General features: G+C 66.3%; 26 protein-coding genes and 1 tRNA gene. 8 read left to right on the forward strand and 19 right to left on the reverse strand.

Annotated features, from left to right (window positions below; all coding sequences use genetic code 11):
• Positions 1 to 89: 89 nt before the first annotated feature.
• Positions 90 to 806: a response regulator transcription factor gene (locus ACFPME_RS04825; protein ID WP_377302577.1), complete on the forward strand. Its 717-nt coding sequence runs from the start codon at positions 90 to 92 to the stop codon at positions 804 to 806.
• Here the strand turns inward: ACFPME_RS04825 and ACFPME_RS04830 are convergent.
• On the reverse strand, positions 788 to 2569 hold the full coding sequence (locus ACFPME_RS04830; protein ID WP_377302579.1) for a sensor histidine kinase: 1782 nt from the start codon (positions 2567 to 2569) through the stop codon (positions 788 to 790). The genes ACFPME_RS04825 and ACFPME_RS04830 overlap by 19 nt on opposite strands.
• A gap of 209 nt (positions 2570 to 2778) precedes the next feature.
• Here ACFPME_RS04830 and ACFPME_RS04835 point away from each other — a divergent pair, with 209 nt between their 5' ends.
• The 4 genes from ACFPME_RS04835 to ACFPME_RS04850 all read left to right on the forward strand — a co-directional run bounded on the left by ACFPME_RS04835 (position 2779) and on the right by ACFPME_RS04850 (position 9076).
• Entirely contained in the window at positions 2779 to 5181 is a 2403-nt protein-coding gene (locus tag ACFPME_RS04835) for a YadA family autotransporter adhesin (RefSeq protein WP_377302581.1), read from the forward strand.
• Between the two features lie 50 nt (positions 5182 to 5231).
• Entirely contained in the window at positions 5232 to 7130 is a 1899-nt protein-coding gene (locus ACFPME_RS04840) for a S8 family peptidase (RefSeq protein ID WP_377302583.1), read from the forward strand.
• Positions 7131 to 7490: 360 nt separating this feature from the next.
• The gene (locus tag ACFPME_RS04845; RefSeq protein ID WP_377302585.1) at positions 7491 to 8474 is read left to right on the forward strand and encodes a LysR substrate-binding domain-containing protein; all 984 of its coding nucleotides are present in this window, start codon (positions 7491 to 7493) and stop codon (positions 8472 to 8474) included.
• Positions 8475 to 8476: 2 nt separating this feature from the next.
• A complete protein-coding gene (locus ACFPME_RS04850) occupies positions 8477 to 9076 on the forward strand; it encodes a hypothetical protein (protein WP_377302587.1) in 600 nt (199 codons plus the stop codon).
• A gap of 78 nt (positions 9077 to 9154) precedes the next feature.
• Here the strand turns inward: ACFPME_RS04850 and ACFPME_RS04855 are convergent, their stop codons facing one another.
• Together ACFPME_RS04855 and ACFPME_RS04860 are read right to left on the reverse strand one after the other, a co-directional pair.
• Positions 9155 to 9673 carry an adenine phosphoribosyltransferase gene (locus ACFPME_RS04855; protein ID WP_377302589.1) on the reverse strand — a complete coding sequence of 173 codons (519 nt, stop codon included), beginning with the start codon at positions 9671 to 9673 and terminating at the stop codon, positions 9155 to 9157.
• Positions 9674 to 9722: 49 nt separating this feature from the next.
• Positions 9723 to 9998 (reverse strand): putative signal transducing protein, encoded by a 276-nt coding sequence (locus ACFPME_RS04860; RefSeq protein WP_377302591.1) that lies wholly within the window; start codon positions 9996 to 9998, stop codon positions 9723 to 9725.
• Positions 9999 to 10114: 116 nt separating this feature from the next.
• On the opposite strand from ACFPME_RS04860, the gene ACFPME_RS04865 reads away from it, so the two are divergent.
• Genes ACFPME_RS04865 through ACFPME_RS04875 form a run of 3 tightly spaced genes read left to right on the forward strand, consistent with a single transcriptional unit; the run spans position 10115 to position 13196 of the window.
• Positions 10115 to 11893: a glutamine--tRNA ligase/YqeY domain fusion protein gene (locus ACFPME_RS04865; protein ID WP_377302593.1), complete on the forward strand. Its 1779-nt coding sequence runs from the start codon at positions 10115 to 10117 to the stop codon at positions 11891 to 11893.
• A 29-nt stretch (positions 11894 to 11922) separates the two neighbouring features.
• Positions 11923 to 12483 (forward strand): nucleoside deaminase, encoded by a 561-nt coding sequence (locus ACFPME_RS04870; protein ID WP_377302595.1) that lies wholly within the window; start codon positions 11923 to 11925, stop codon positions 12481 to 12483.
• Positions 12480 to 13196: a TVP38/TMEM64 family protein gene (locus ACFPME_RS04875; protein WP_377302597.1), complete on the forward strand. Its 717-nt coding sequence runs from the start codon at positions 12480 to 12482 to the stop codon at positions 13194 to 13196. Before ACFPME_RS04870 ends, ACFPME_RS04875 begins: the two co-directional genes overlap by 4 nt.
• Positions 13197 to 13235: 39 nt before the next feature.
• Here ACFPME_RS04875 and ACFPME_RS04880 read toward each other — a convergent pair.
• The 16 genes from ACFPME_RS04880 to ACFPME_RS04955 form a co-directional block, all read right to left on the reverse strand.
• A tRNA-Lys gene (locus tag ACFPME_RS04880) sits at positions 13236 to 13311 on the reverse strand.
• A 64-nt stretch (positions 13312 to 13375) separates the two neighbouring features.
• Positions 13376 to 14062, reverse strand: coding sequence for a 7-cyano-7-deazaguanine synthase QueC (gene queC, locus ACFPME_RS04885; protein WP_377302599.1), 687 nt, complete (start codon positions 14060 to 14062; stop codon positions 13376 to 13378).
• Between the two features lie 96 nt (positions 14063 to 14158).
• On the reverse strand, positions 14159 to 14848 hold the full coding sequence (gene queE / locus ACFPME_RS04890; RefSeq protein ID WP_377302600.1) for a 7-carboxy-7-deazaguanine synthase QueE: 690 nt from the start codon (positions 14846 to 14848) through the stop codon (positions 14159 to 14161).
• Between the two features lie 10 nt (positions 14849 to 14858).
• Positions 14859 to 15728 carry a tol-pal system protein YbgF gene (ybgF, locus tag ACFPME_RS04895; RefSeq protein ID WP_377302601.1) on the reverse strand — a complete coding sequence of 290 codons (870 nt, stop codon included), beginning with the start codon at positions 15726 to 15728 and terminating at the stop codon, positions 14859 to 14861.
• The gene (gene pal, locus ACFPME_RS04900; protein WP_377302602.1) at positions 15728 to 16234 is read right to left on the reverse strand and encodes a peptidoglycan-associated lipoprotein Pal; all 507 of its coding nucleotides are present in this window, start codon (positions 16232 to 16234) and stop codon (positions 15728 to 15730) included. Before pal ends, ybgF begins: the two co-directional genes overlap by 1 nt.
• Before the next feature lie 252 nt (positions 16235 to 16486).
• Complete coding sequence (gene tolB / locus ACFPME_RS04905; RefSeq protein ID WP_377302603.1) at positions 16487 to 17803, reverse strand: Tol-Pal system beta propeller repeat protein TolB; 1317 nt, start codon at positions 17801 to 17803, stop codon at positions 16487 to 16489.
• Between the two features lie 8 nt (positions 17804 to 17811).
• Positions 17812 to 18756 (reverse strand): cell envelope integrity protein TolA, encoded by a 945-nt coding sequence (gene tolA, locus ACFPME_RS04910; protein ID WP_377302604.1) that lies wholly within the window; start codon positions 18754 to 18756, stop codon positions 17812 to 17814.
• A complete protein-coding gene (gene tolR, locus ACFPME_RS04915) occupies positions 18743 to 19207 on the reverse strand; it encodes a protein TolR (protein WP_377302605.1) in 465 nt (154 codons plus the stop codon). Before tolR ends, tolA begins: the two co-directional genes overlap by 14 nt.
• A gap of 14 nt (positions 19208 to 19221) precedes the next feature.
• Positions 19222 to 19908, reverse strand: coding sequence for a protein TolQ (gene tolQ / locus ACFPME_RS04920; protein ID WP_377302606.1), 687 nt, complete (start codon positions 19906 to 19908; stop codon positions 19222 to 19224).
• A 33-nt stretch (positions 19909 to 19941) separates the two neighbouring features.
• On the reverse strand, positions 19942 to 20361 hold the full coding sequence (gene ybgC, locus ACFPME_RS04925) for a tol-pal system-associated acyl-CoA thioesterase (RefSeq protein ID WP_377302607.1): 420 nt from the start codon (positions 20359 to 20361) through the stop codon (positions 19942 to 19944).
• Positions 20354 to 21403 carry a Holliday junction branch migration DNA helicase RuvB gene (gene ruvB, locus ACFPME_RS04930; protein ID WP_377302609.1) on the reverse strand — a complete coding sequence of 350 codons (1050 nt, stop codon included), beginning with the start codon at positions 21401 to 21403 and terminating at the stop codon, positions 20354 to 20356. The genes ybgC and ruvB overlap by 8 nt, the downstream gene beginning before the upstream one ends.
• A gap of 78 nt (positions 21404 to 21481) precedes the next feature.
• On the reverse strand, positions 21482 to 23368 hold the full coding sequence (locus ACFPME_RS04935) for a potassium transporter Kup (protein WP_377302853.1): 1887 nt from the start codon (positions 23366 to 23368) through the stop codon (positions 21482 to 21484).
• Positions 23369 to 23385: 17 nt separating this feature from the next.
• The gene (gene ruvA, locus ACFPME_RS04940) at positions 23386 to 23982 is read right to left on the reverse strand and encodes a Holliday junction branch migration protein RuvA (RefSeq protein WP_377302611.1); all 597 of its coding nucleotides are present in this window, start codon (positions 23980 to 23982) and stop codon (positions 23386 to 23388) included.
• A 58-nt stretch (positions 23983 to 24040) separates the two neighbouring features.
• Positions 24041 to 24562 (reverse strand): crossover junction endodeoxyribonuclease RuvC, encoded by a 522-nt coding sequence (gene ruvC, locus ACFPME_RS04945; protein WP_377302612.1) that lies wholly within the window; start codon positions 24560 to 24562, stop codon positions 24041 to 24043.
• Positions 24563 to 24599: 37 nt separating this feature from the next.
• Positions 24600 to 25334 (reverse strand): YebC/PmpR family DNA-binding transcriptional regulator, encoded by a 735-nt coding sequence (locus ACFPME_RS04950; RefSeq protein ID WP_377302614.1) that lies wholly within the window; start codon positions 25332 to 25334, stop codon positions 24600 to 24602.
• A gap of 105 nt (positions 25335 to 25439) precedes the next feature.
• Complete coding sequence (locus ACFPME_RS04955) at positions 25440 to 26069, reverse strand: esterase/lipase family protein (protein ID WP_377302615.1); 630 nt, start codon at positions 26067 to 26069, stop codon at positions 25440 to 25442.
• Positions 26070 to 26088: the final 19 nt, after the last annotated feature.

The following is a 26088-nucleotide window of genomic DNA, read 5'->3' on the forward strand; positions in this document are numbered from 1 at the left end:
CAGAAGGCACAGGCTGGCGGTGGCGCCAGAGCCCGCGACCGGCTGCGCTATAGTCCCCGGTCGATCCATCGCCTGAACTGAAGCCGTTGATGAGCGCCCATCCATCGTCCATCGCCGGCACGCCCTCCAACGCATTGCGCATCGCCGTACTGGAGGACGACATCGAGCTGCGCGAAACGATCCTGTTGCCTGGCTTGCGCGACTTCGGTTTCGACGTCTGCGGTGCCGGCAGTGCGGACGAGCTGTATCGGCACATGCTCGGCCGACGCTTCGACATGGTGGTGCTGGACATCGGGCTGCCCCACGAGGACGGCTTCAGCGTGGCACAACGTCTGCGCGGCAGCTCGTCAGTGGGCATCGTCATGTTGACCGGCCACACCACCAGCGCCGACCGCATCCGCGGGCTCAGCGAGAGTGCGGACGCCTATCTGTCCAAACCGGTGGTGCTGGCCGAGCTGGCGGCAACCCTGCACAGCCTCGCCCGCCGCCTGCGGCCAGCCGCTTCCGGGCCGGCGCCGGGCCAATGGCGGCTGGATACGGATGGCTGGTGCCTGCGCTCACCGGCCGACCACAGCATCGCGCTGACGCAGGCGGAGCGATGCATCCTGACCCTGCTGATGGCGTCGCCCGGCACGCCGGTAAAACGCGAAACACTGATCGCCACGCTCACCGACAATGCCTACGATTTTGATCCGCACCGTCTGGAGATGCTGGTGCACAGGCTGCGCGGCAAGATCGCCGACGGCAGTGGCGAAGCGCTGCCGCTGCGCGCGGTGCGCGGCACCGGCTACGTGATGTTGCGCTGATCGTACCGCCGCGCGATGGCGCGCACGCGCTCCACCAGCAGGGTCGGCGGGAAGGGTTTAGGCAGGTATTCCACGTCAAGCCCGTTGCCACGCAGACGACGCGCCTCAGCTTCCCCGCTGGCGGAAATCAACACCACCGGCAACACGGCCGTATCCAGCCAGCGCAACTGGCCGCTGCCGTCGCCACCGGGCATGCGGCAATCGGTCACGACCACTTCCAGCGAATCACCCGCTTCGGCCAGCAGTCGCCCGGCGTCGCTCGCGCTACCTGCCCCCAGCGCCACGCAACCGGCATCGTCCAGCGCCGCGAGCAGCAACTCGCGCAGTTCGTCGTCGTCCTCCACCAGCAGCACGCGCACGGCCTGCCTTCCGGGCTCGGCCCGGCACTGCTCTGCAGCGCGCGGAAACCACAACCGGAACGTGGTGCCCTGACCCACGCTGCTTTCCACGGCGATCTCGCCGCCGCAGGCATGGATCACATCGCGCACCACGGCCAGGCCAAGGCCCGTGCCGATCTCCGCCGACTTGGTGGTGAAGAAGGGCTCGAATACGCGCGCGCGAACCGCCTCGCTCATGCCGCAGCCGTCATCGCCCAGGCTGAGCGCCACGCCGTGCGCACCGCTGGTCGCCGACGCGCACGGCCCCACGGTCACCTGGAAATGACCGCTCCCTTCCATGGCGTCGCGCGCGTTGGCCGCGATGTTGAGCAATATCAGCTCGAACTGTCCGCGGTCCATGCGGATCGACGTGGTCTCCGCGGCGATCTCCAGTTGCAAACTCACCCCAGTGCTGAACAGCTGGCGCAGCATGGGTTCGACCTCGCTCACGGCCTCGGCGATGTCGAACACCTCCGGTCGCGAACTGTCCTGCCGACTGAAGCTGAGCAGCTTGCGGCTGACCGCCATGCCGCGCCGGGTCGCGGTCGACACCCCGTGGATCGCCTGGCGCAACTGGCCCGCGTCGCCGCTGGTCTGCGACCGCTCCACGTAACCGGCGATCACCGCCAGCACGTTGTTGAAGTCGTGCGCGACACCACTGGCCAGCCGCCCCACCGTCTCCATCTTCTGGGCGTGGATCAATTTCTCCCGGGCCCGTTCGCGCGCGCCCATCTCCTCGCGCAGCGATGCGTTGGCCGCGGCCAGGGCGCCGCTCATCCGATGCGCTTCGTCCAGGCTGTTGCGCATCGCTGCGACACAGCGGTCGAGCACCAGGGTGATCACGAAATAGCTGAGTGCCAGCGAAGGAAGGTTGGCTGCGCCGAGCCATGGCCGGGGATAGGCGCGCTGACCCAGATCCATCACATCGACCACGCCACCGGCGCAGAACATCGCCATCAGCAATGCATAGATCAGCCATAGCGCCCGCCGCCCGAGCACCAGGCCACCGAGCACGATGGTCAGCACGGGATAGGTCTGGTCCAGCAATTGCCGGGTCAGGCCGATGGAGAGATACATCACCGTCAGGGCGGTGAGCATGGCGCCCACGAACAGCGCGATGGCGGTGCGCAGCCGGCCGCGGCGGATCAGCGCCAGGCTGAGCCAGGCCATGCCCCACACCAGCACGTCGACCGCCACGTCGAGCGTCACGTCCCGCCGCGTCGGCGCGCGCACCAGCAACAGGTGATAGCACCAGTTGGCCGGCAGGCTGAACACAATGAAAAGCATCAACAGCTGCAGCACGGGCGCGTGGCGCCGCTCGAGCACATCGGCCACGGGCACTTCGCGCAGCCAGTCCAGAGCCGCATGCAGCCTGTTCGTCCTCATGCCTGTCGCATCCCCGTGAGCGTTGGTGAACGTCCGTGCAGATTCGTGCGTGTCCCTCACGACACGCGCCTCTATAACAAGCGACGGATTTGTCGGCGCTCCGTCAACCGCTGGCGGGGCCGGCACCCAGATGAATCGCAACAGCCTTACGCAGCGGCTGCGCGCGCCATGCGACGAGCCGCCATGCAACTTTCCCGAGGAAACCCACCTTGAATACGATCCATCGCACAACGATCCGCCCAACGCGCCATCCGCTGGCCAATGCCCCGCGCCGCCTGCACCTGGTTGCAATGATCGCGCTGGCCCTGGTCGTACCGCGGCTGACACTGGCCGGCGAAAGTCCATCGATCGCTTCGCATCATAGCGTGGCGCAGACCGTGTCAACGCTCGCTCGCCTCGCGCCAGAAACCGACGCGACGGCATCCGCCATCCAGGGCAGCGGCTACTTCCAGGGCGACGGCGCGGCCGACGGCAGCGAAGATGCCGACGCTTCCGGCACCCACGCCGTTGCCGCTGGCGCGCTCAGTGCCGCAGGCGGGCAGGAAAGCAGTGCATTTGGCTATGGCAGCCAGGCCTTCGGCGACAGCAGTCTGGCCCTCGGCTCGCTCAGCGGCGCCTACGGCAATTACGCCTCGGCGCTCGGTCCGATGGCCGTGGCCACGGCGGACTATGGCACCGCCATCGGCTACGGCACCCTGGTCAGCGCCGAATCCGCGGTGGCCATCGGCACCTATGTGTGGGTGCCCGATCCCAACGACCCGAGCCACCAAACCCTGATCGAAATGCAGACCAGCGCCGGCGGCTACGGCGCCACCGCCATCGGCCCCGGCGCCAACGCCGCCACCGATTACAGTCTCGCCGCCGGCGCGGGCGCCAGCGCCAGCGGTGGCCAGAGCATCGCCGTCGGCCTCGACGCCCGCGCCCTGGGCGACGCCTCCACCGTGCTCGGCGTCTACAGCACTGCCGATGGCTTGTGGTCGTCTGCCGTCGGCTACCACACGCAAGCCTATGGCGAACACGCCACTGCCTATGGAGCCAGCAGCATCGCCCAAGGCGACTCCGCCACGGCGATCGGCGGCTATGCGATAGCGGCCAGCAATGACGGTTTCGACACCGCGATCGGCAACAACGCGGAAGCCAGCGGCGGATGGGCTACCGCACTGGGCGCCAACAGCTACGCTCTTGGCATAGCGGCGGTCGCACTGGGCAACGGCGCCTACGCTTACAGCGAAGAATCCGTGGCCAGCGGCTATCTCGCCCAAGCCAAGGGCCTGGGCAGCATCGCGCTGGGCGCCGGTGCGAAAACCGGCGGTCAGCGCCCCTACGTTGGCGACCCCGGCGAGCCCTGCTGGATCTGTGTTCTATCCAACGGCAACCCCGATGACGCCGACTACGCCGTCGCCATCGGCAACCAGGCCCAGGCCTTCGGCACGGGGGGCCTGGCCCTGGGCAACTACACCATGGTCACCGGCGAGAACAGCGCGGCCCTGGGCGCGGGCTCGCTGGCCGACCGCGACAATGTGGTCTCGGTAGGCGCCTCGTCGGTCTGGACCAGCTGGGACAACAGCACGCATGCGGCCTTCACTCGCCAGATCATCAATGTGGCTGCCGGCACCGAGGCTACCGACGCGGTCAACCTCGACCAGTTGAACAAAGCCATTGCCGGTGTGGGCGACGGCGCCAACACCCATGGCGCGGCGATGGCTGCGGCTCTTGGCGGGGGAGCCAGCTTCAGCGGCGGCAGTTTGGTGGCGCCGTCCTACCTCGTGCAGGGCGGTCGCTACGGCAATGTCGGCGATGCCCTTGGCGCCCTCGACGGCGCATTGAGCGGCGCGCTGCAAAGCATCGGTCAGTTGCAGCAGCACGTGGGCGACCCGGGCAGCACGGTTCCGGTGGGTAGCGGCAACGGTCTGGCCGTGGGCAAAGGCAGCGTGGCCACCGACGGCCGCGATACGGCGGTCGGCACCGGCGCCCGCGTCGGCGCCGACGGCAGCACGGCATTGGGCAGCCATTCCAGCATCAGCGCCGCGGCTACCAACGCCGTGGCAGTGGGCGCGGACAGCTCGGTCACCGCCGCATCCGGCACCGCGCTCGGCCAGGGCGCGCAGTCCACCGCCGCCAACAGCGTGGCGCTGGGCGCCGGGTCGATCGCCGATCGCGCCAACAGCGTGGCAGTGGGTTCGTCCGGCCACGAGCGGCAGCTCACCCGGGTGGCCAAGGGCACCGCGCCCACCGATGCGGCCAACGTAAGCCAGGTCAACGAGGCTCTGGCTACCGCCAAGTCCTATACCGACCAGAGATTCTCGCAGTTGCTGGGCCGCGGCGAATTCGACGGTTTCCGGGGTCAGGTCGACGACCGCTTCCACCAGCAGGATCGCCGCATGGACCAGCTCGGCGCGATCGGTGCGGCGAATACCCAGATGGCGATCAATGCCGGTGGCGTAACCAATCCACGTGGCCGCCTGGCCATGGGTGCCGGCGTTCAGAACGGCCAGGCCGCACTCGCCGTCGGCTACGCGGCGCCCCTCGGCGAACGCGCCCGCCTCAGCATCGGCGGTGCCTTCAGCGGCTCCGAGAATTCCGCCGGCATCGGCTTCGGCGTGGACCTGTGATGCCTTTCTGCCCTCTTCCCAAGCCACTGCCGTCCTATCGGAAACCCTCCATGAAAACATTGCGTACTTGCCGTCTGGCCACCCTCGCCGTGGCACTCGCCTTGGTCCTGCCGGCAGCACACGCCGCCGGCGGCACCTACAACGCCAGCGCACTCACCATCAACGGTCGGTACGACCGCTTCATCGTCACCTATCGTGACGGCAGTACCGAGCGCAACAGCCGCAATGCAGCGGTGCAGAACATCGGCGCCGCGATCAGCCGCACCCGTATCAACGCCGCATCAGGCAGGCGCACCACCGTCGCGCCGCTGGGCGTCAGCTACCAGCGCAAGCTGGCGGTGGGGGCGGAGCTGGTACGCACCTCGCGCAAGCTCACGCAGAGCGAGGCCAGCACCCTGATGGCGCAGATCGCCGCCGACCCGGCGGTAGCCCACGTCGAAATCGACGCACTGATGCATCCGGTGCGTGATATCCCGGCCACGGCCACGATGCGGCCGACCGCACTGCTGCCGGGGGCACCGAACGATCCGATGCATGCCACTTACCAGTGGCACTTCAACAACCCGACCGGCGGCGCCGACGTCGAAAGGGCGTGGGAGCTGGCCGATGGCACCGGCATCACGGTTGCCGTGCTCGACACCGGCATCACCCAGCATCCGGATCTGGATTTGTCGCTGGCCGATGCCGGCTACGACTTCATCAATGATCGCTTCGTCTCCGGCCGTGCTGTGGACGGCCGCGTGCCTGGCGGCTGGGACACCGGCGACTGGACCACGCAGGAACCGTGGCTGAGCGAGTGCACGAGCGCTTCCCATCCGCCCGAGGACAGCACCTGGCACGGTACCCACGTGTCCGGCACGATCGCCGAACTGACCGACAACGGCGTGGGCATGGCCGGCGTGGCGCACAACGCGAAGGTGCTGCCGGTGCGCGTGCTCGGCCATTGCGGCGGCTATACCTCCGACATCGCCGACGGCATCGTATGGGCGTCGGGTGGCCACGTCGATGGCGTGCCGGATAACCTGCATCCGGCGCAGGTCATCAACATGAGCCTGGGCGGCGGCGGCGCATGCTCGGCCGACGATGTCAGCGGCCAGGCGATCGCCGGTGCGATTTCGCGTGGCGCCACGGTGGTGGTGTCGGCCGGCAATAGCAATGCGGATGCGGCCAACTTCACCCCCGCCAGCTGTCCCGGCGTCATTACCGTGGCGTCCAGCGGCATCACCGGCAAGCGCGCGTTCTACTCCAACTACGGCACCCGCGTGAATATCGCCGCACCGGGCGGCGGCGTCTACACGGACGACGATCCCAATACCGGCACCCTGGCCAATCCGACCGGCTTCGTGTGGTCGGCGATCAACAAGGGCACTACGGTGCCCGCGGAGGCCGTGTATGGCGGCATGGCCGGCACCTCGCAGGCTGCACCGCACGTCAGTGGCGCCGTGGCACTGATCCTGAGTGCCGAGGCGCAGGCTGGACTGCCGATCTCGACCCCGGCGCAGATCCGCAATCTGCTGGCGCGGACCGCGCGACCGTTTCCGGTCAAGGCCGACCGGCCGATCGGCACCGGCATTGTCGATGCCTACGCCGCCGTGATCGAGGCACTGAACGGCGGCGGCAACGAATCGGCCACTCCGCTCGCTCCTGGCGTGCTGCAGGGCGGCCAGGCGGGTGCGAGCGGCGATTCGCAGCTCTATTCGCTCAACGTGCCAGCCGGTGCGAAGAACCTCACCCTGCGCAGCTTCGGCGGCACCGGCGACGTATCGCTGTTCGTCAAGGCCGGCATCGCTCCGGGCGAGAACGGCAGCGATGCGGACTTCAAGTCGACCCGTCCGGGCAATGCCGAAGCCGTGTTGATCGCCAAGCCGCAGGCCACCACCTACTACATCCGCGTGGTAGGCGTGAGCAGCTACAGCGGCCTCTCGCTGCTGGGCATCTATACGCAGTAGCCGGCGTTCATCGTCGACGTGATGAGACCCCGGCTCGCGCCGGGGTCTTCGGCTGGCTGGCGGTCTGCAGCGGGCTTCGGCCCGGGACCTGCCGATCGTGTGCCGGAAGGCACAGGCGCCGACCCGGTATCCAGGGCGCGGCCACGGTCAACGGACCCGGCCCCGGAAGTCCCGGGATAGAGGAAGGGCGGCGAAGCTGAACTTCGCTGCCTGGAAGAACCCGCGCATAGGGCGGGAGAGCGAGCTTCGGCGCAAGGGCGTCGCAAACAAACGACGTGGGCGCGGTGGAACCTTCGCTTGTATTGCCTTCATTGATTGTTACCATCCCGCCCATAGCGCAAGGCTATTGCGAGGATGACCATGAACCTGCGTGATCTCCAGTATCTGGTTTCGCTGGCCGAACACCGGCATTTCGGACGCGCGGCCGAGGCCTGCTTCGTCAGCCAGCCGACCCTGTCCACCCAGATAAAGAAGCTGGAGGAGGAACTGGGCGTGCCGCTGGTCGAACGTACGCCGCGCAAGGTGCTGCTGACCGAGGTGGGGCGCGACATCGTGATCCGCGCGCGCGACGTGCTCAATGGGATCGAGCAGATCCGCGGCGTGGCCCGGCGCACGCTCGATCCGGAATCGGGTACGGTGCGGCTGGGCATTTTTCCGACGCTGGGGCCGTATCTGCTGCCGCATGTATTGCCGCTGGTGCGCAAGGCGTTTCCCAAGCTGGAGCTGTTGCTGGTCGAGGAAAAGACCGAAGCGGTGCTGCGCCTGTTGCGCGAGGGCAAGCTGGATGCGGGCATCCTCGCCCTGCCGTTGCACGAGGACAGCCTGCACCGGGAATTCCTGTTCGAGGAACCGTTCCTGCTGGCGGTATCGGCCGAACATCCGTTGGCGCACCGACGCGGCCAGCTGAAACTGGGCGACCTGTCCAACCAGAACCTGCTGCTGCTGGAGGACGGCCATTGCCTGCGCGATCAGGCGCTGGAGGTATGCCACATGGCCGGCGCGGGCGAGCGCGGCGGCTTCCGCGCCACCAGCCTGGAAACCTTGCGGCAGATGGTGGCGGCGAACGTCGGCATCACCCTGCTGCCGGTCACGGCGGTGAAGCCGCCGGTGGCCCCGGTGGCCAACCTGCACCTGATCGAGTTCAAGGGCCACCCGCCGAGCCGGCGCATCGCGATGGTCTGGCGCAAGAGTTCAGCGATGGACGGATTTCTCCAGCGTCTGGCGGTAGTCCTCCGGCAGCTGCCGGCCGATCTGCTGGATGCCCATACGGCCGCCACCGCCATGCCGTCGACAGCAGCCTCGCCGCCGACACGCAACACGGCGCGCCGGAACGGTTTCGCCTGAACGTGCGCAGGCTGCTGCTCGGTGCCGCTGCGCTCCTGCTGTGCCTGGGCGCGCTATCGCACTGGCGTCACCGCCCGCTGCACCCGCTGCCGGGTGTGCTCGCCGCCGACCTGCCCGCGCAGATCGACCTCGACCATGGCGCGCAACTGCAACGCGGCGACATCACCCTGACCACCCGCGCCCAATTCGACATCACCGCGCGCGTGCTTTCGCGCAAGGACTACTCCTGGGGCGCCGATGCCGAGCTGATCCCGGTAGACCTCGCGCTCGGCTGGGGTCGCATGTCGGACACCGACGTCCTGGCGAAGATCGACATCAGCCAGTCCGGCCGCTTCTACTACTGGCATGTGAATGAGTTTCCGATCCCGCGCCGCGAGATCGAGACCTCCAGCGCGAACATGCACATGATTCCCGCCGATCCCGACGTGAAGCGCCAGCTCGAACAGGTGCGCCAGGGCCAGCTGATCCATCTGCAAGGCTTTCTGGTCGACGCCAGCCGCAGCGATGGCTGGCACTGGAACACCTCGATGACCCGCGACGATACCGGCGCGGGGGCATGCGAACTGGTCTACGTGGAGAGCATCGGCGTGATGGCGCCGTAGGCGGCGCGGCAAGTTCTGCGGCAAACCGGTTTGCGCCCGCGGTACGCCATGGCCGATGGCGCAAGCGATCGGTGCAGGTCAATAACGCAGCACGCTATGCAGTGGCTTGTTGCCTGGCCAGCGGTCCCGCCCGCCCAGTCCGGGCAGTTCGATGACCACGCTGGCGCCCACCAAGTCGACGCCGAGCTGTTCGACCAGCCGCCGTGCCGCCGCCAATGTGCCGCCGGTGGCGAGCACGTCGTCGACCAGCAATACCCGTTCGCCGGGCTTCAGCGCATCGCGCTGCGCCTGCAGTCGATCGCTGCCGTACTCGAGCTGATATTCCACCGATACCACCGGCGGCGGCAGCTTGCCGGGCTTGCGCAGCGGCACGAAGCCGGCGCGCAGTTTCTGTGCCAGCGCGGCGCCGAAGATGAAACCGCGCGCCTCGATGCCACCCACCGCCTGCACGCCGCGGCCCTGCCACGGCTCCGCCAGCGCATCGATGCAGTGCGCGAACGCAGCGGCATCGGCGAGCAACGGGGCGACATCGCGAAACATCACGCCCGGGCTGGGGAAATCCGGCACGGCGCGGATCAGTGCGGCGAGATCTTGCATGAGGGTTCCCGGAGGTGTCGCAAACTCGGAATTCGCGCCGCCGCAGCAATCAGCAGGGTGCCGGCAGCGGGTCGCCGGAGCGGTCGTCGTCCTGGATGGCCAGCCGCGCCTCGCTGAGTCCGGCCTCGACCTCGCTCACGATGCCCCGGGCCACAGCCAGGCTCGACTCGGGCACCATCACCGCCATGTAATCCATGGCCGGCAGTTGGCCGATCGCGCCGGTGAGGTACTCGCCGGCAATGAATGCCGGGATGCTCTCCGCTTCCAGCGCATCCTTCACCAGATGGGCATCGAACAGGTTCTCGGCGCGATAGATGATGTGCATGGCCTGCACGCTAACCCGTGCAGCCACGCGGGGCAAGGCGTCCCCGACGGCCTGCGCCCGATGGCGGCGACAGGTTAAACTGGGATGTTTCCGCTATCGTCTGCGAGCCACGCCCGATGTCCACTGACCGCCCCGCCACGCCCACGGCCATCCCGCATCAGGCGGTTCCACACCAGGCGGCGCCACATCAGGATTTCATCCGCCAGATCGTGCGCGACGACCTGGCCTCGGGCAAGCACGCCGCCATCCACACCCGTTTCCCGCCCGAGCCGAACGGCTATCTGCACATCGGCCACGCCAAGGCGATCTGTCTCAGCTTCGGCATCGCCGCCGAGTTCAGCGGCTGGTGCAACCTGCGCCTGGACGACACCAATCCCGGCAAGGAAGACCCCGAGTTCGTCGAAGGCATCAAGGACGACGTGCGCTGGCTGGGCTTCGACTGGCACGAACTGCGCCACGCCTCGGATTATTTCGAGGTGTTCTACCGCTGCGCATTGAAGTTGATCGAGGACGGCGTGGCCTACGTCGATGACCTCGACGCCGAGCAGATGCGCGAGTACCGCGGCACGCTGACCCAGGGCGGCCGCAACTCGCCGTATCGCGAGCGCGGCGTGGCGGAGAACCTGGACCTGTTCCGCCGCATGCGCGCGGGCGAGTTCGCCGACGGCAGCAGGACGCTGCGCGCGAAGATCGACATGGCTGCGGGCAACATCAACATGCGCGATCCGGCGATCTACCGCATCCGCACGATCGCCCACCAGAACACCGGCGACGCGTGGCCGATCTACCCGATGTACGACTACGCGCACTGCCTCTCCGATGCACTGGAAGGCATCACCCATTCGCTGTGCACGCTGGAGTTCGAGGATCACCGGCCGCTGTACGACTGGTTCGTCGACAGGGTCGACCTGCCGAGTCACCCCGAATTGTGGCAGCCGCTGCTCGATGCCGGCCTGCCGACGGTACCGGCCAAGCCGCGCCAGATCGAGTTCTCGCGGCTCAACCTCAGCTACTGCATCACCAGCAAGCGCAAGCTGGCGCAGCTGGTGAACGAGAACTTTGTGGATGGCTGGGACGACCCGCGCATGAATACGCTGCGCGGCCTGCGCCGGCGTGGCTTCACCCCGGCCGGGTTGCGCCTGCTGATCGACCGCGTAGGCGTCAGCAAGCAGAACAGCGTGATCGACTACGCGGTGCTGGAAGGCTGCATCCGCGAAGACCTGGACGCCACGGCGGCGCGGCGCATGGCGGTGCTCGATCCACTGAAACTGGTACTGACGAACCTGCCGGAGGACCACGAGGAAAACCTGGCCTTCGCCAACCACCCGAAGGACGACAGTTTCGGTACGCGCGCGGTGCCGTTTGCGCGCGAGCTGTGGATCGAACGCGAGGATTTCGCCGAAGTGCCGCCGAAGGGCTTTCATCGGCTGAAGCCGGATGGTGAAGTTCGCCTGCGCGGCGTCGGCATCATCAAGTGCGAGCAGATCATCAAGGACGCCGACGGCAACCTGATCGAGCTGCACGGCACGCTCGATCCGGAAACACGCCACGGCATGCCCGGCGCCGACCGCAAGGTGAAAGGCACCATCCACTGGGTCAGCGCGAAGCACGCCATCGCCGCCGAGGTGCGCCTCTACGACCGCCTGTTCAACGTGGCCGCGCCGGACAGCGAGGAAGACGGCAAGAGCTGGCTGGATCATGTCAACCCGCTGGCCAAGCGCGTGGTGCAGGCATGGCTGGAGCCGGCCGCCGCCAACGTCGATCCGGAGCAGCGCTTCCAGTTCGAGCGACTGGGCTACTTCGTGGCCGACCGTGCCGACCATCGCCCTGGGTCTCCCGTGTTCAACCGCACCGTCACCTTGCGCGACGCATGGACCAAGCCGGCCGGCCAGTAGCCGGTCCGCGCCACGAACGGAGCAAGCACATGCTGCCGCTGCAAATTCATCTGACCCTGCCACCGTGGATCGGCGATGTTGCCGACAGCAACCGGCGTTACCAGACCGACGAGGAACGGGTCGGGCTGGCGATCGAGCTGTCGCGGCAGAATGTGGAGCGCGGCGGCGGCGGCCCGTTCGGCGCTGCCGTGTTCAACAGCCACAGTGGCCGGCTGGTCGCCGTGGGCGTGAATCGCGTTGTGCCGCAAAGTTGCTCGGTGGCGCACGCCGAAATGATGGTGATCATGATCGCCCAGGCGCGGCTCGGCCGGCATCGGCTGAACGAGGATGGCGGCCATTACGTGCTGGCTACCAGTTCGCAGCCTTGCTGCCAGTGCTATGGCGCCAGCGTATGGGCGGGGATCGATGAGCTGCTGATCGGCGCCCGAGCCGAGGATGTCGAGGAGCTCATAGAGTTCGATGAAGGCCCGCTGCCGGCCGACTGGATCGGTCAGCTGGAACGCCGCCACATCGCCGTGCGCCGCGATATCCTGCGCGGCCAGGCACGCAGCGTGCTGGCCACCTATGGCACCAGCGGTCCATCGTATTGAGCCGCTGGCGCGCCGCGCTGCCGCTGGTCCTGCTGATACTGGCAGGCATCGTGCTGTTCGCCTCCGGCTCGCTGGACCAGCTGAGCCCACGGCAGCTGGTGGTGCACCAAGCGGAATTGCAGCTGCAGATCGCCGCACACCCCTGGCTGAGCCGGCTGGCCTATATCGGCCTGCTGACACTCACCGTCTGCACCGGCATACCCGGCACCATCGTGGTGATACTTGCCGGCGGCTTCGCGTTTGGAGTCTTCGACGCCACCCTCTCTTCGTCGGTCGGGCTGACCCTGGGCTCGCTGATCCTGTACCTCGCCAGCCGTTACGCGTTCGGCGCGGGCAGCCGCCAGCCGCCTGCGCTGGTGGCGCGGCTGCGACATGGCTTTGAACGGCATCCGGTCAGCTACACCATGTTTCTGCGCTTCGTGCCGGTGGTGCCATTCGGCGCGGTCACCATCGCGCTGGCCTGGCTGCGTTGTCCGCTGTGGCTGTTCCTGGGTGCCAGCTGGCTCGGCGGTACCATCACGCTGATCTTCGAAACGTCGATCGGCGCGGGCCTGGGCGATGCGATGAGCCAGAGCGACAGCTTCGGCGTCGGCCTGTTCATGCACCGCGACGTTCTGCTGCCGATGGGTGCCATCGCGCTGCTGGCGCTGCTGCCGTTGTTGATCGGCCGCCTTACCCGCCGCTACCGGCAACCCGGCAGCCACTCGGAGTAGCGGCAAAAAAAAGAGCGCCCGACGGGCGCTCCGGAAAACTGGTGGGTCGTCCGGGATTCGAACCCGGGACCAATAGATTAAAAGTCTACTGCTCTACCAACTGAGCTAACGACCCATCAAGCAAGCGGACAATTTTACGGGCTGCGCGACAGCGGCACAAGCAACCGCATCCGTGAAGCTCAGATGTAACGCGTGGGATCGATCAGGCCAGCTTCGCGGAAACCCTGCGCGCGCAATCGACAGGCATCGCAATGACCGCACGCCCGGCCGTCATCGTCGGCCTGATAGCAGCTGACCGTGGCTGAGAAATCCACGCCCAGACGCAGGCCCTCGCGAGCGATGTCTGCCTTGCTCATGCGCATCAGTGGCGCATGGATGCGTATGCCCGCGCCTTCGACGCCGGCCTTGGTGGCGACATTCGCCAGGACCTCGAACGCTTCGATGAACGCCGGACGGCAATCCGGATAGCCGGAATAGTCGACCGCGTTGACGCCACACCAGATGTCGCTGGAACCCAGCACTTCGGCCCAGCCCAGCGCGATCGACAGCATGATCGTGTTGCGTGCCGGCACGTAGGTCACGGGAATGTCATTGCCGTCGGAGGTGTCGAGCGGCACGTCGATGTCAGCCGTCAACGCCGAACCGCCGATGCTGCGCAGGTCGATCCCGACGATCTTGTGTTCCACCGCGCCGAGCATGCGCGATACGCGACTGGACGCCGCCAGTTCCGAGTTGTGCCGCTGTCCATAGGCCACGCTCAATGCATGCACCTGGTAGCCCCGCTCGCGCGCAAGCGCGATGGTGACGGCCGAATCCATGCCGCCGGAAACCAGTACGACAGCCTTGCGCAACCCATCTTTGGACATGTTGTATTCCACTCGGAAGTGACCGGTCACCAGCCGCAAACGCCACCGGCAACACAGGCCGGCGCGCCATTCAACGCCTTCTTTTGCATCGGCCGTTCAGTGCCCCGCGGCGTCGTTCCAAAGCAGCTTGTGCAACTGCATCTGAAACCGTACCGGCAAGCGGTCGGCAATGATCCATTCGGCCAGTTCACGCGGCAGCACCGCGCCATGTACCGGCGAGAACAGCACCATGCAGCGCTCGGCCAGCGCATGTTCGGCCAGCATCGCACGCGCCCAATCGTAGTCGCGGCGGCTGGCGATCACGATCTTGAGCTGATCATGCGGGAGCAGATGATCGAGATTCGACCACAGGTTGCGCCCGCTCTCACCCGAGTCCGGGGCCTTGAGATCCATCACCTTGCGCACGCGCGGATCGACGGCGGAAACATCCAGCGCACCGGAGGTTTCCAGGGATACCTCGTAACCGGCATCGCACAATTTCTGCAGCAGGATCAGGCAGCGCTTCTGCGCCAGCGGCTCGCCACCGGTCACGCAGACGTGGTGGGCGGCGTACGATGCCACCTCGGCGAGGATGTCGTCGATCGCATGCCAATTGCCGCCGTAGAACGAATACTCGGTATCGCACCAGACACAACGCAGCGGGCAGCCGGTGAGGCGCACGAACACGGTGCGCCAGCCGATCGCATCGGCCTCACCCTGGATCGAGTGGAATACCTCGGTGATGCGCAGGCGCTCAGCGACCGCTGCAGGCGTGGTGGACGCCACGCGTGCGTCATTGCCGCTCATCGTTACCAGCTCAGTTGCCCGACTGCAGGCGGCGCAGCCGTTCCTGGGCCAGACTGGCCGCCTTGGAACCCGGATACTGGGTGGTGACCTTCGTCAACGTCGCCTTGGCCGCGTCACCCTGCTTGAGCTCAAGCTGGCTGTAGCCGACCTTGAGCAGCGCGTCGGCTGCCTTGTCACTCTGCGGAAACTGGCTCAACAGCCGCTGGAACGATTCCAGCGCCACCGGATAGTTGGTGGTGGCGTAGTACGACTCACCCAGCCAGTACCAGGCATTGGGCGCGAGCGGGTGGTTCGGATACTGCTGGATGAAGCTGCGAAAACCGCGGGATGCCTCCACGTAGTTGCCCGCGCGGATGGCCTTGAACGCCACGTCGTAGGCTGCCTGGGCTGCCGCCGGGTCGGCCGCGCCTGCGGCAGTCGGCTGACCTTTCGACGGCTGGGCCGCATGGTTGCTTGCCGCCGCTGACCCTGCCGCACCGCCCGCCGGAGTGGCCGGCTGCACGGCCGGGGCCTTCGGCGGCGAGCCGTTGGCCGCTGCGGCACCGGTGCCCGCATTGCCACCTTCAAGACGCCCCAGACGGGAGTCGAGGTCGCCATACTGGGCCTTGTTCTTGTCCTCGAGGGTCTGCATCCGGTGCTGCAGTTCCTCGAGCTGACCCTGCAGTTGCTGCACCTGGGCCTGCAACTGCTGCATCTGGTTGACCATGCCGATACCGGACTGGTCCTTGTTCTGTGCCTGCTGCTCCAGCCGCGCGACACGGTCGGCGAGACTCAGCCGCGAGTCCTGCGCGAATGCCGGAAACGCGAACAGCATGGCGGACGCAATCGCGCCCGCCATGCCGATCCTGGCCGCAAAGCTGTTAGCCAGTCGCTTCATCATTACTGCGCCGTGTAGACGATCTCGACGCGACGGTTCTTGCCCCAGCAGTCCTCGTTGTGCTCACGGCACACCGGCTTCTCTTTGCCGTAGCTGATCGTCTCGAGCTGGCTGGCCGAACCACCGGCTGCCTGCAGCGCGCTGGAAACGGCGTTGCCACGACGCTCGCCGAGACCCAGGTTGTACTCACGCGTGCCACGCTCGTCGGTGTTGCCTTCGAGGCGGATGTGCGAGGTCGGGCGATCCTGCAGGTACTTGGCGTGGCACGCCATGATCTGCTGGAACTCCGGCTTGATCTCGGTCTTGTCGAAATCGAAGTACACGACGCGCTGACGCAGGCAGGCATCGGTATCGAGATCGGCGGGGGTGTACTTGCCATCCGACACAGGAGCCTGGGTCTGGGTGGTCTGCTCCGGGGCAGGCTGCGGTTTGACTTCCTGCTTCTTGGAGCAAGCGGCCGCGCCTACGCAAAGCAGGGCAACCAGGGCGACGCGAACGGTCTTATTCATGGTGACGTTCCTTAACGAGTTGAGTTCCGACAAACGATGACGATGGGATTACGGGACAGCTGACGCCGGTTGACCGGCTGTTATTTTGACACTTGAAAGAACGGCCGTGCGTGCCGCTGCACGACCGTTCTGACTGGCGATGGCGCGGCAAAGCGCCACAACCGGAAACCGAAACGCGCCGGCAGGCGCTGTTCGGGCCCTATCCCTGGGCATCTTGCCGCCGCGCCTGCGCGCAGCAGCATGTAAAAAAAATCAATGTTGTCGGTACGGACCCCAGGCAGGTTCGCGCACATCGCCATCGGAAAGTACAAGGCGCTGGCGAACCAGACCATCGGCTGAAACGGCATACAACACGCCGCGACGTCCTTCGGTAGCGGCGTACAACAGCATGCTGGCATTTGGCGCAAAACTCGGGGATTCGTCGATCGGACCCGGCGAGAGGGGTCGCACCTGGTCACCCAGGCTGCGATCCATGACCACGATACGATACACGTTCCCGTTGCCCTGTACCATCGCGATCTGTTTGCCGTCGTAGCTCACCGAGGCCTCGGCGTTGTTCTGGCCCTGGAAGCTCACCCGCTGCGCCGAGCCGCCGCTGGAGGCGACCTGATAGATCTGCGGCCGGCCCGAGCGGTCGGAGGTGAAATAGATGCTCTGGCCGTCCGGCGCCCATACCGGCTCGGTGTCGATCGACAGGCTGTTGGTCAGCCTGGTTTCCTGATGGCTGGCCAGGTCGAGCACGAACAGTTCGAGGTTGCCGACGTAAGACAACGCCACCGCCAGCTTGCTGCCGTCGGGCGACCATGCCGGCGCGCCGTTGATGCCCTTGCGATGCGATTCCACCAGCTGGCGCGATCCGGTGGTGATGTCCTGTACGTAGATATTAGAATTGCCGCTCTCGAAGGACACGTAGGCGATCTTTCTGCCGTCCGGCGACCATGACGGCGACAGCAGCGACTCCTTCGAGCGCGCAACCACCTGCGGGTTATAGCCATCCGAATCGGCCACCAGCAACGAATACGTCGTGTTGTTGCCCAGCCCGACAGCGGTGATGTACGCAATGCGGGTCCAGAACGCGCCGCGCACGCCGGTGATCTTCTGGTAGATCTGGTCGGCGATCTGGTGCGCCACGCCTCGCAGGTCGCCGGCGGGTACGGTGAATGCCTGTGCCAGCAGGCTCTGCTGCTTGTTGACATCCCACAGCTCGTACTCGATCCGCAGCATGCCGCCGCCGGCATCGCTGATGCGGCCCACGGTGATGTAGTCCTGCTTGAGCAGGCGCCAGGTGGCGAACTTGATGTCCGCGCCCTTGGCGGGGAACTCGACAATGTCGCTCTTGGCCAGCGAGCGGAACTTGCCGGAGCGGTTGAAATCGTTGCGGATCACGTCCGCGACATCGGTGGACAGCGGCGCACCGCCGGCCTGGGCGAACGGCACCACCACGATGGGCGTGGCGGTCTTCACGCCACCGACGATGTCGACATTCAGGGATTGGGCAGTTGCGGGGCCGGCGAGCAACGCCGCGATGGCCAGCAGGATGACGGCGAAGCTTGAGCTGAGTTTGCGCATGGGCTTGATCATTGCGGCCTGAAGGTGAAGGTAAGGTTGCGCTGGAACACGCTTTCAAAACCCTTGTAAGGCAGGGTCTTGGTTCGCAGCACCGCATTTTCGACCGAACGCCGGCCGGCATCGTCGTACGGGCAGCTCGAATCGACGGTGGCACTCATCACGTCGCCACCGGGCGATTGCACGATATGAACCTGACACGGAACTGCCGGTATGTTATCCGGCCGCAGCCAGTTGGGCGTGACCGCATTCTGAATGGCCGCCGCATATTCGTCGGCCAGATTGCTGTTTAGGCTGTTGTTGCCGGTCTGGCGCTGGGCCGCGGCGGGCAGATCGGGCTGACCGTCGTCCTGCGCGTTCTTCAGGTCTTCCATTTGCTGTTTGGCTTGCCTCGCCTTGCTGTCCAGCTGCTTGGTCTGCGCCGAAGCCGCATCCATCTTGGCGAACAGCGCATCGATCTTTTTCTTCTCTTCCTCTTTTTTCCTGGCCGCCTGTGCATCCAGCTCGGCCTGCCGCTGACGTTCCTTCTCTTCCTGCAGCTTCTTGGCATCCTCCGCTTTCAGTGCCGCATCCTCGACCACACGCTCCTGGTCCACCACATCGACATGCTCGGGCGGCGGCGGCAGCGTCTTGACCACGGGCGTTTCAGGCTGCGGCGGTGTGGGCGGTGGCACGGCGGGCGGTGGTGGCACGGTATTGGGAACCGGCTTGGCCTTCACGGCCTTCGGCGGCGGACTGCCGGTGGGGCCGATCAGGGTGGCCTCGATGATCGGGCCCTGCAGTTCCAGCGGCTTGGAACAGGTGATCGGATTCATCCACGTCGGCAGGTGCAGCGCCTGGAAGGCGCTCTCGTAACTCGAACACGGCAGGATCGCGAGGAACAGAAAACCCACGATGCCAATATGCAGGATGGCGGAAAGTACGACCGCCTTCGGCGTCGCCTTACTTTCGTCCATTGGACGTGCTCTTGTCCTGACGATCGGAGGCGACGGGCTGCGCCATCAGCCCCACCTTGGTGACGCCTGACTGCTGCAGGTCGGCAAGCACCTTGACCACTCCGCCATAGTGCCCCTGGTCGTCGCCGGCCACCAGCACGTTGACGCCCGGATTCTGGCGCACGAACGCGCCCACCTTGAGCTTGAGCGCATCGGTGTCCAGCGGCTCCTTCTCGGCGCCGGGCAGGGTGAGGAAGAGCTGGCCGTCCTGCTTGACCGTCACCAGTACCGGGTCCTTCTTGTCCTGCAACGACTTGGCGTCGGCCTGCGGCAGGTTCACGTCGACGTTGGATTTCATCATCGGCGTGGTGACCATGAAGATGATCAGCAACACCAGCATCACGTCGATGTACGGCACGACGTTGATTTCGGATTTCAGCTTGTAGCGCCGCTGGCGCCCGGAGGTTCGCATGGCTGCTGCTCCGCTCAGGCGACGTCGTCGGTCTGGATCTGCCGCTGCAGCACGGAGGAGAACTCCTCCTGGAACACGTCATAGCGCGAAGCAATCCGCTCCACCTTGGTGGCATAGCGGTTGTACGCCCACTGTGCCGGGATCGCGGCGAACAGGCCCATCGCGGTGGCGATCAGCGCCTCGGAGATGTGCGGCGCGACCACCGCGATGGTGACGTCCTTCATTTCACCCAAACCCTGGAACGCGCCCATGATGCCCCACACGGTGCCGAACAGGCCCACATACGGGCTGATCGAACCGACATTGGCGAGGAACTCCAGGTTGCGTTCGAGCAGGCCGATCTCGCGCGTGCCCGCCACCTGCATGGCGCGTTCGGAGCCCTCGATCACGCTGCGGGTATCGGAAGTCTTGCGCTGACGCTGGCGAGCGAACTCACGGAAGCCCGACTCGAAGATGTTCTCGATGCCGCCGTTGTTGCCGCCGCGATTGCTCACCTCGCGAAACAGCTGGGCCAGATCGCCGCCAGACCAGAAGCGCTCCTCGAACGCCTCGGCGTCTTCCATCGCTGCCTTGGTCTGGGTGTACTTGCGGATGATGATCACCCAGGACAGGAACGAGAACACCAGCAGCACCAGCAGCACCAGCTGCACCGGCACGCTTGAATCCGCGATCAGCGTGAAAATGTTCAGTCCACCGTTCATTGCTTGAAGGTTCTCCGCCGTTCGCTTGGTTGTCTAGGGTGCAGGTTGCGGGATCAGGTCGGCTGGAATCGGTGCCGGCCGCATGCGCTGCAGATCGACGCAAGCCACCCGCACGCTTGCGCGGATCAGGCAACTGCCGTCCATCCCGATGATCGTTTGGGTGAACAGGATACTGGCTGTTCGCCATTCTTTAACTTCCACCGTTACCGACAGTTCATCATCCAGCAGGGCGGGCCTGAGGAAATCGATGTGCATGTCGCGCACCATGAAGGCGAGCCCGGTGGCCTGCTTGAACGCCATCTGGTCGACGCCCAGCGCGCGCATCCACTCGCTGCGGGCGCGCTCCATGAAACGCAGGTAGCCGGCGTGATAGACCACGCCGCCCGCATCGGTGTCCTCCCAGTAGACCCGCACCGGCCAGCTGAAAGCAGGGCTCGGGGAGACTTCAGACATCGCCCAAGCCCGCATCGAACAGGTCCGCCGGTTGTACCTGACGCGCCGGCGGCGCCAGCCCGAGATGGCGCCATCCCTTGGCGCTGATCATGCGTCCGCGGGCTGTGCGGATCAGGTAGCCCTGCTGGATCAGGTACGGCTCCACCACGTCCTCGAGCGTGCCGCGATCCTCGCTCAGCGCGGCGGCCAGGGACTCTACGCCGACCGGGCCGCCATCGAAGTTCTCGACGATAAGTGTGAGCAGGCGCCGATCGAGTTCGTCGAAACCTTCCGGGTCGATCTTCAACATGTCCAGCGCGGCACGCGCCACCGGCAGCGTGATCTCCCCGCCGGCGCGCACTTCGGCGTAATCGCGCACCCGGCGCAGCAGGCGGTTGGCGATACGCGGTGTGCCACGGGAACGGCGGGCGATCTCCTGCGCACCTTCCGGCGCGCAGACGATGCCGAGGATCTTCGCGGCGCGACGCACGATCGCGGTGAGTTCGTCGGCGGTATAGAACTCCAGCCGCTGCACGATGCCGAAGCGGTCGCGCAACGGCGCGGTGAGCATGCCGGCGCGGGTGGTCGCGCCGATCAGGGTGAACGGCGGCAGGTCCAGCTTGATCGAGCGTGCGGCGGGGCCCTCGCCGATCATGATGTCGATCTGGAAATCCTCCATCGCCGGATAGAGCACTTCCTCGACCACGGGCGACAGGCGGTGGATCTCGTCGACGAACAGCACGTCGTTGGCTTCGAGATTGGTCAGCAGCGCCGCCAGGTCGCCGGCGCGCTCCAGCACCGGACCGGAGGTGGAGCGCAGGTTGACGCCCAGTTCATTGGCGATCACATGGCTCAGCGTGGTCTTGCCCAGCCCTGGCGGTCCGAAGATCAGCACGTGATCCAGCGCGCCACCCCGCTTCCTGGCAGCCTCGATATAGATCGACAGCTGCTCGCGCACCGCCTGCTGGCCGAGATATTCGGTCAGCCGCTTCGGCCGGATGGTGGCTTCCAGCGCGTCGTCGTCGAACTGGGCGGCGGCGGTGATGATGCGGTGCTCGGTCATGGTGTCGGGATTCGTCGATCGGGATTCGGGAAGCGCGCGAGCCACTGCGCAGGCCCACGATACACGAGGCTCGACAACTCAGATCTCCACCTGGGCCCCCAGCTCGATCAGCCGGTTGCCCGGTATCTGGAAGAACGCGGTGGCCGGCATCGCGTTGCGCGACAGGAACGCAAACAGCTTGTCGCGCCACAGCGCCATGCCGGGGCGGCGCGCGTCGGCGACGATGGTTTCGCGCGACAGGAAGAATGTGGTGTCCATCATGTCGAAGCCGAGGCCCTCGCGCGTGCACAGGGTGAGCGCCAGCGGGATGTTCGGATCCTCGGCAAAACCGAAACGCAGTTCCAGCCCGAAGAAGTTGCCTTCCAGCGCCGTGATCTCGATGCGCTCGTCGGCATCCGCCACCGGTGTTTCCAGCGTCTCCACCGTCAACAGCACATTGCGTTCGTGCAGCACCTTGTTGTGCTTGAGGTTGTGCAGCAGCGCGTGCGGCACCGCGTGCTGGTTCGCGGTGAGGAAGATCGCAGTTCCCGGCACGCGCAGCGGCGGGTGCTCGGCAATGTTCTCGATGAACGGCGTCAGCGCCAGTCCACCCTGCTTGATCTCGCGCACCACCAATTCGCGACCGCGACGCCAGGTCGTCATCACGGTGAAGATCACCACGCCCAGCACCAGCGGGAACCAACCACCGCGGGCGATCTTCAGCAGGTTCGCGCCGAAGAACGACAGGTCGATGATCAGGAACAGCACACCGACCAGGATCACCGCCGGCAGGCTCCATTTCCAGCGCTTGCGCGCCACCACCAGCGCCAGCAGCGTGGTCATCGTCATCGTGCCGGTCACCGCGATGCCATAGGCGGCGCCCAGGTTGTCGGAGCTGCGGAAGCCAAGCACGGCCAGGATCACCAGCACCATCAGCAGCCGGTTCACCCATGGCACGAAGATCTGCCCGGACATTTCGCGCGAGGTGTGCACCACCGCCATGCGCGGCGAGTAACCCAGCGACATCGCCTCGCGGGTCATCGAGAACGCACCTGAGATAACCGCCTGCGACGCGATCACCGCGGCAGCGGCCGACAACGCGATCATCGGATAGAGCAGCGCCTCAGGCACCATCAGGTAGAACGGGCTCTCGATCGCCCGCGGGTTGCCCAGCAGCAGGGCGCCCTGGCCAAAATAATTGAGCAGCAGCGAGGGCAGCACGAAACCGAACCAGGCGAACCGGATCGGCTTCTTGCCGAAATGGCCCATGTCCGCGTAGAGCGCCTCGGCCCCGGTCAGCGCCAGCACCACGCCACCCAGCGCGATGAACGAGGTATCGCCGTGGCTGACGAAGAAGCGCACCGCATGCCACGGATTGATCGCATACAGCACCTGCGGGTTGGCGATGATCTGGCGCACGCCGAGCACCGCCAGCACCACGAACCACAACGTCATCACCGGCGCGAAAGCCTTGCCGACCTTGTGCGTGCCATGTCGCTGCACCGCAAACATCGCCAGCAGGATCGCCAGCGCAATCCACACCACATATTTGCCCAGCCCGGGCGCGGCCACTTCCAGGCCTTCCACCGCGCCGAGCACCGAAATCGCCGGGGTGATCACGCCATCGCCGTAGAACAGCGCCGCACCGAAGATGCCGAATGCGGCCAGCACCCAGCGCGCCCGCGCCGAGCCGCTCACCGAACGCTGGGCCAGCGCCATCAGCGCCATGATGCCGCCTTCGCCCTTGTTGTCCGCGCGCATCACGAAGGTGACGTATTTCAGCGACACCACCATGATCAGCGACCAGAACACCAGCGACAGCACGCCGAGAACGGCCGGCGGCGTCGGCGTCATGCCGTGCGTGCCCAGGGTTTCCTTCATCGTGTACAGCGGACTGGTACCGATGTCGCCGAACACCACGCCGATCGCGCCCAGCGCCAGCGCCGTCAATCGGCGACGGGCTTCCGACGGCAGTTCGGCCTGCATATGCTCCTGGGTCACGGTCAGCTCCCCAGTGCCGCGCGCAATGCCTTGCGGATGATCGCTTCGGCGGTGTCGCCTTCGGCGGCGACCTTCTGCACGAGCCGGCTGACTTCGACTGGCTTGTAACCGAGCTGCTGCAGCGCCACGGCGGCTTCGCCGGCGGCATCCAGCGGTGCGCCGGCGGCGTGCATCGATCCGCCAGGCGGACCGGAAAGGCCGTCGACGCGGTCGCGCAGCTCGACGACGATGCGCTCGGCGGTCTTCTTGCCGATTCCTGGAATCTTGGTCAATGCCACGATGTCGCCTGCGTGCACCAGCCGCGCAAAATGATCGGTGGATACGCCGGACAAGACCGCCAGCGCGATCTTTGCGCCGATGCCGCTGACTTTCAGCAGGCTGCGGAACAGCGCGCGCTCGCTCTCATGCAGGAAACCGTACAGCGTGACACTGTCCTCCTTCACCGCGTGATGGGTGAGCAGGACCACTTCCTTGCCGAGTCCCGGCAGGTCGTAGATCGTGGACATGGGTGCCTCGACTTCGTAGCCGATGCCGCCGACCTCCACCAGCAGCGATGGCGGCTGCTTGGAGACCAGAATGCCGCGCAAACGTCCGATCATCGGCCCTGTCTTCCTTTGGTCGACGCTCGCCTGGTCGGCGCCGTCTTCATGTCAGTGGTCACCGCCGCCGCCTCCAGGCCGTGCGCGGGATGCCGACGCGGGCCAGGCTGGCGCGGGTGTGCGCGTGGGTGACGGCGATGGCCAGCGCATCGGCGGCATCGGCCTGCAGCGGCCCCTTCAGGCCGAGCAGCACGCCGATCATGTGCTGCACCTGGGTCTTGTCGCTGCGGCCGCTGCCAACCACGGACTGCTTCACTTCGGTTGCTGCGTATTCATGCACCGCGATTCCCCGACTGACCACCGCACAGATCGCGGCGCCTCGTGCCTGGCCCAGCTTCAGCGCCGAGTCCGGGTTGCGCGCCATGAACACACGCTCGATCCCGCACTCGGCCGGCTGATGCGCGGCGATGATGTCACACAGCTCGTCAAAGATGCGTTTCAGGCGCAGCGGAAACGTGGCCTCACCGGCCACCACCAGCGCACCGTGGAACACGTGCGTGAGCTTGCCCGCACCATCCACGTCGATGATGCCCACGCCAGTACGCTGGCTGCCCGGGTCGATACCTAGAATGCGGGTCATCTGCCGATGCGATGCGAAAGGCGCCTGGCCTCGCGACTTATTCGGCGGCCTCGGGCGGCAACACGGCGTTGTGATAGATCTCGTGCACGTCGTCGAGTTCTTCCAGCCAGTCGAGCAGATCGAGCAAGGTCTCCTGCGCTTCGGGGGGGATCTCCACACGATTGGCCGGACGCATCACCACGTCCGCGCGCAGCGGGTTGAGCCCGGCGCCGAGCAGCGCCTTCTGCACAGCCTCGAAGTTCTCCGGCGCGCACAGTACACTGCTCTCGCCCGCTTCGTTGATCACGTCCTCGGCGCCGGCGTCCAGCGCGGCTTCGAGGATCTTTTCCTCCAGCGCCGCATCGCCCGCGGAGGCGAACACCAGCTCGCCGCAACGGCTGAACTGGAATGCCACCGAGCCGCTGGTGCCCAGATTGCCGCCATGCTTGGTCAACCCGTGGCGCACGTCGGCCACCGTGCGCACCGGGTTGTCGGTGACGCAGTCGATGATCAGCGCGATGCCGGCCGGCCCGTAGCCTTCATAGCGCAGCTCGTGCATGTCGGCGCCGTCGTCGGCGCCGGAGCCGCGCTTGACCGCCCGATCGATGGTGTCGCGTGTCATGTTCGCCGCCAACGCCTTGTCGACCGCGGCGCGCAGGCGTGGATTGAGCGCGGGATCGGCCATGCCAGAACGCGACGCTACGGTGATTTCCCGGATCAGCTTGGTGAACACCTTGGCGCGCTTGGCGTCTTCGGCATTCTTGCGACCTTCGATGGACGGGCCTCTACCCATGACAGTGCCTGCGCCTGGTTCCGATGAACGAACCGGGAATTTTACCTGATTTCGGCTCGCGTGCCGGAATCCCGGCATGAGGCGAAAGAGCGCAGCTCCTGCCGCTCATTCGGCCTCGAATCGGCCTTGGCGCAGGAACCGGGCGACGCGCTGCGCCACCTCGGCGGAAAACAGCAGGCCAGTGTGATTCACCTCGACCACGCAATGGGCGGTCAGCCCGGCCAGGCGGGTTTCCTCCACCGCCACGGTACCGTCGTGCTCGCCCGCAAAATGGCCCAGCATGGCGCCGAGACCAAGCGGCGTGCAGCCGGCAATCATGCCTACCTCGCGCGGCCCGTCCCAGCGCTCGAAACCCTGCTCCAGCAGCTCGCGGTTGTGTCCGAGCAATACCTCGCCGCCACGCCCCCAGGCGGCGAAACCGCGGGCGGCGGCGCTGCCTTTCAGCGGCGAACCGAGGCAGACGATCCGCCCGGGCAACAACTCGCCCTCCAGACAGGCGCGCAAGGCCAGCAGGCCGCCCAGGCTGTGACCGACCAGGTGCACCGCTTCGCCCTCCGCCCCCAGCGCCGCCATGCGTGCCTGCAGGCGGTCGAGAATGCGCTGCTGGGTGGCAGCGACGCTCAGGTAGTCGAAGCGATGCACCCGAAAGCCCGCCTCGATCAGCCGGCGATGCAGCATGGACAGCGCGAAGCCGCGCATCCACAGGCCATGCAGCAGGATCACGTGCTCGCTCATGGCATGCCGCCGGAAGTCC

The organism is Rhodanobacter umsongensis, assembly GCF_042654965.1.
GTDB lineage: Bacteria > Pseudomonadota > Gammaproteobacteria > Xanthomonadales > Rhodanobacteraceae > Rhodanobacter > Rhodanobacter umsongensis.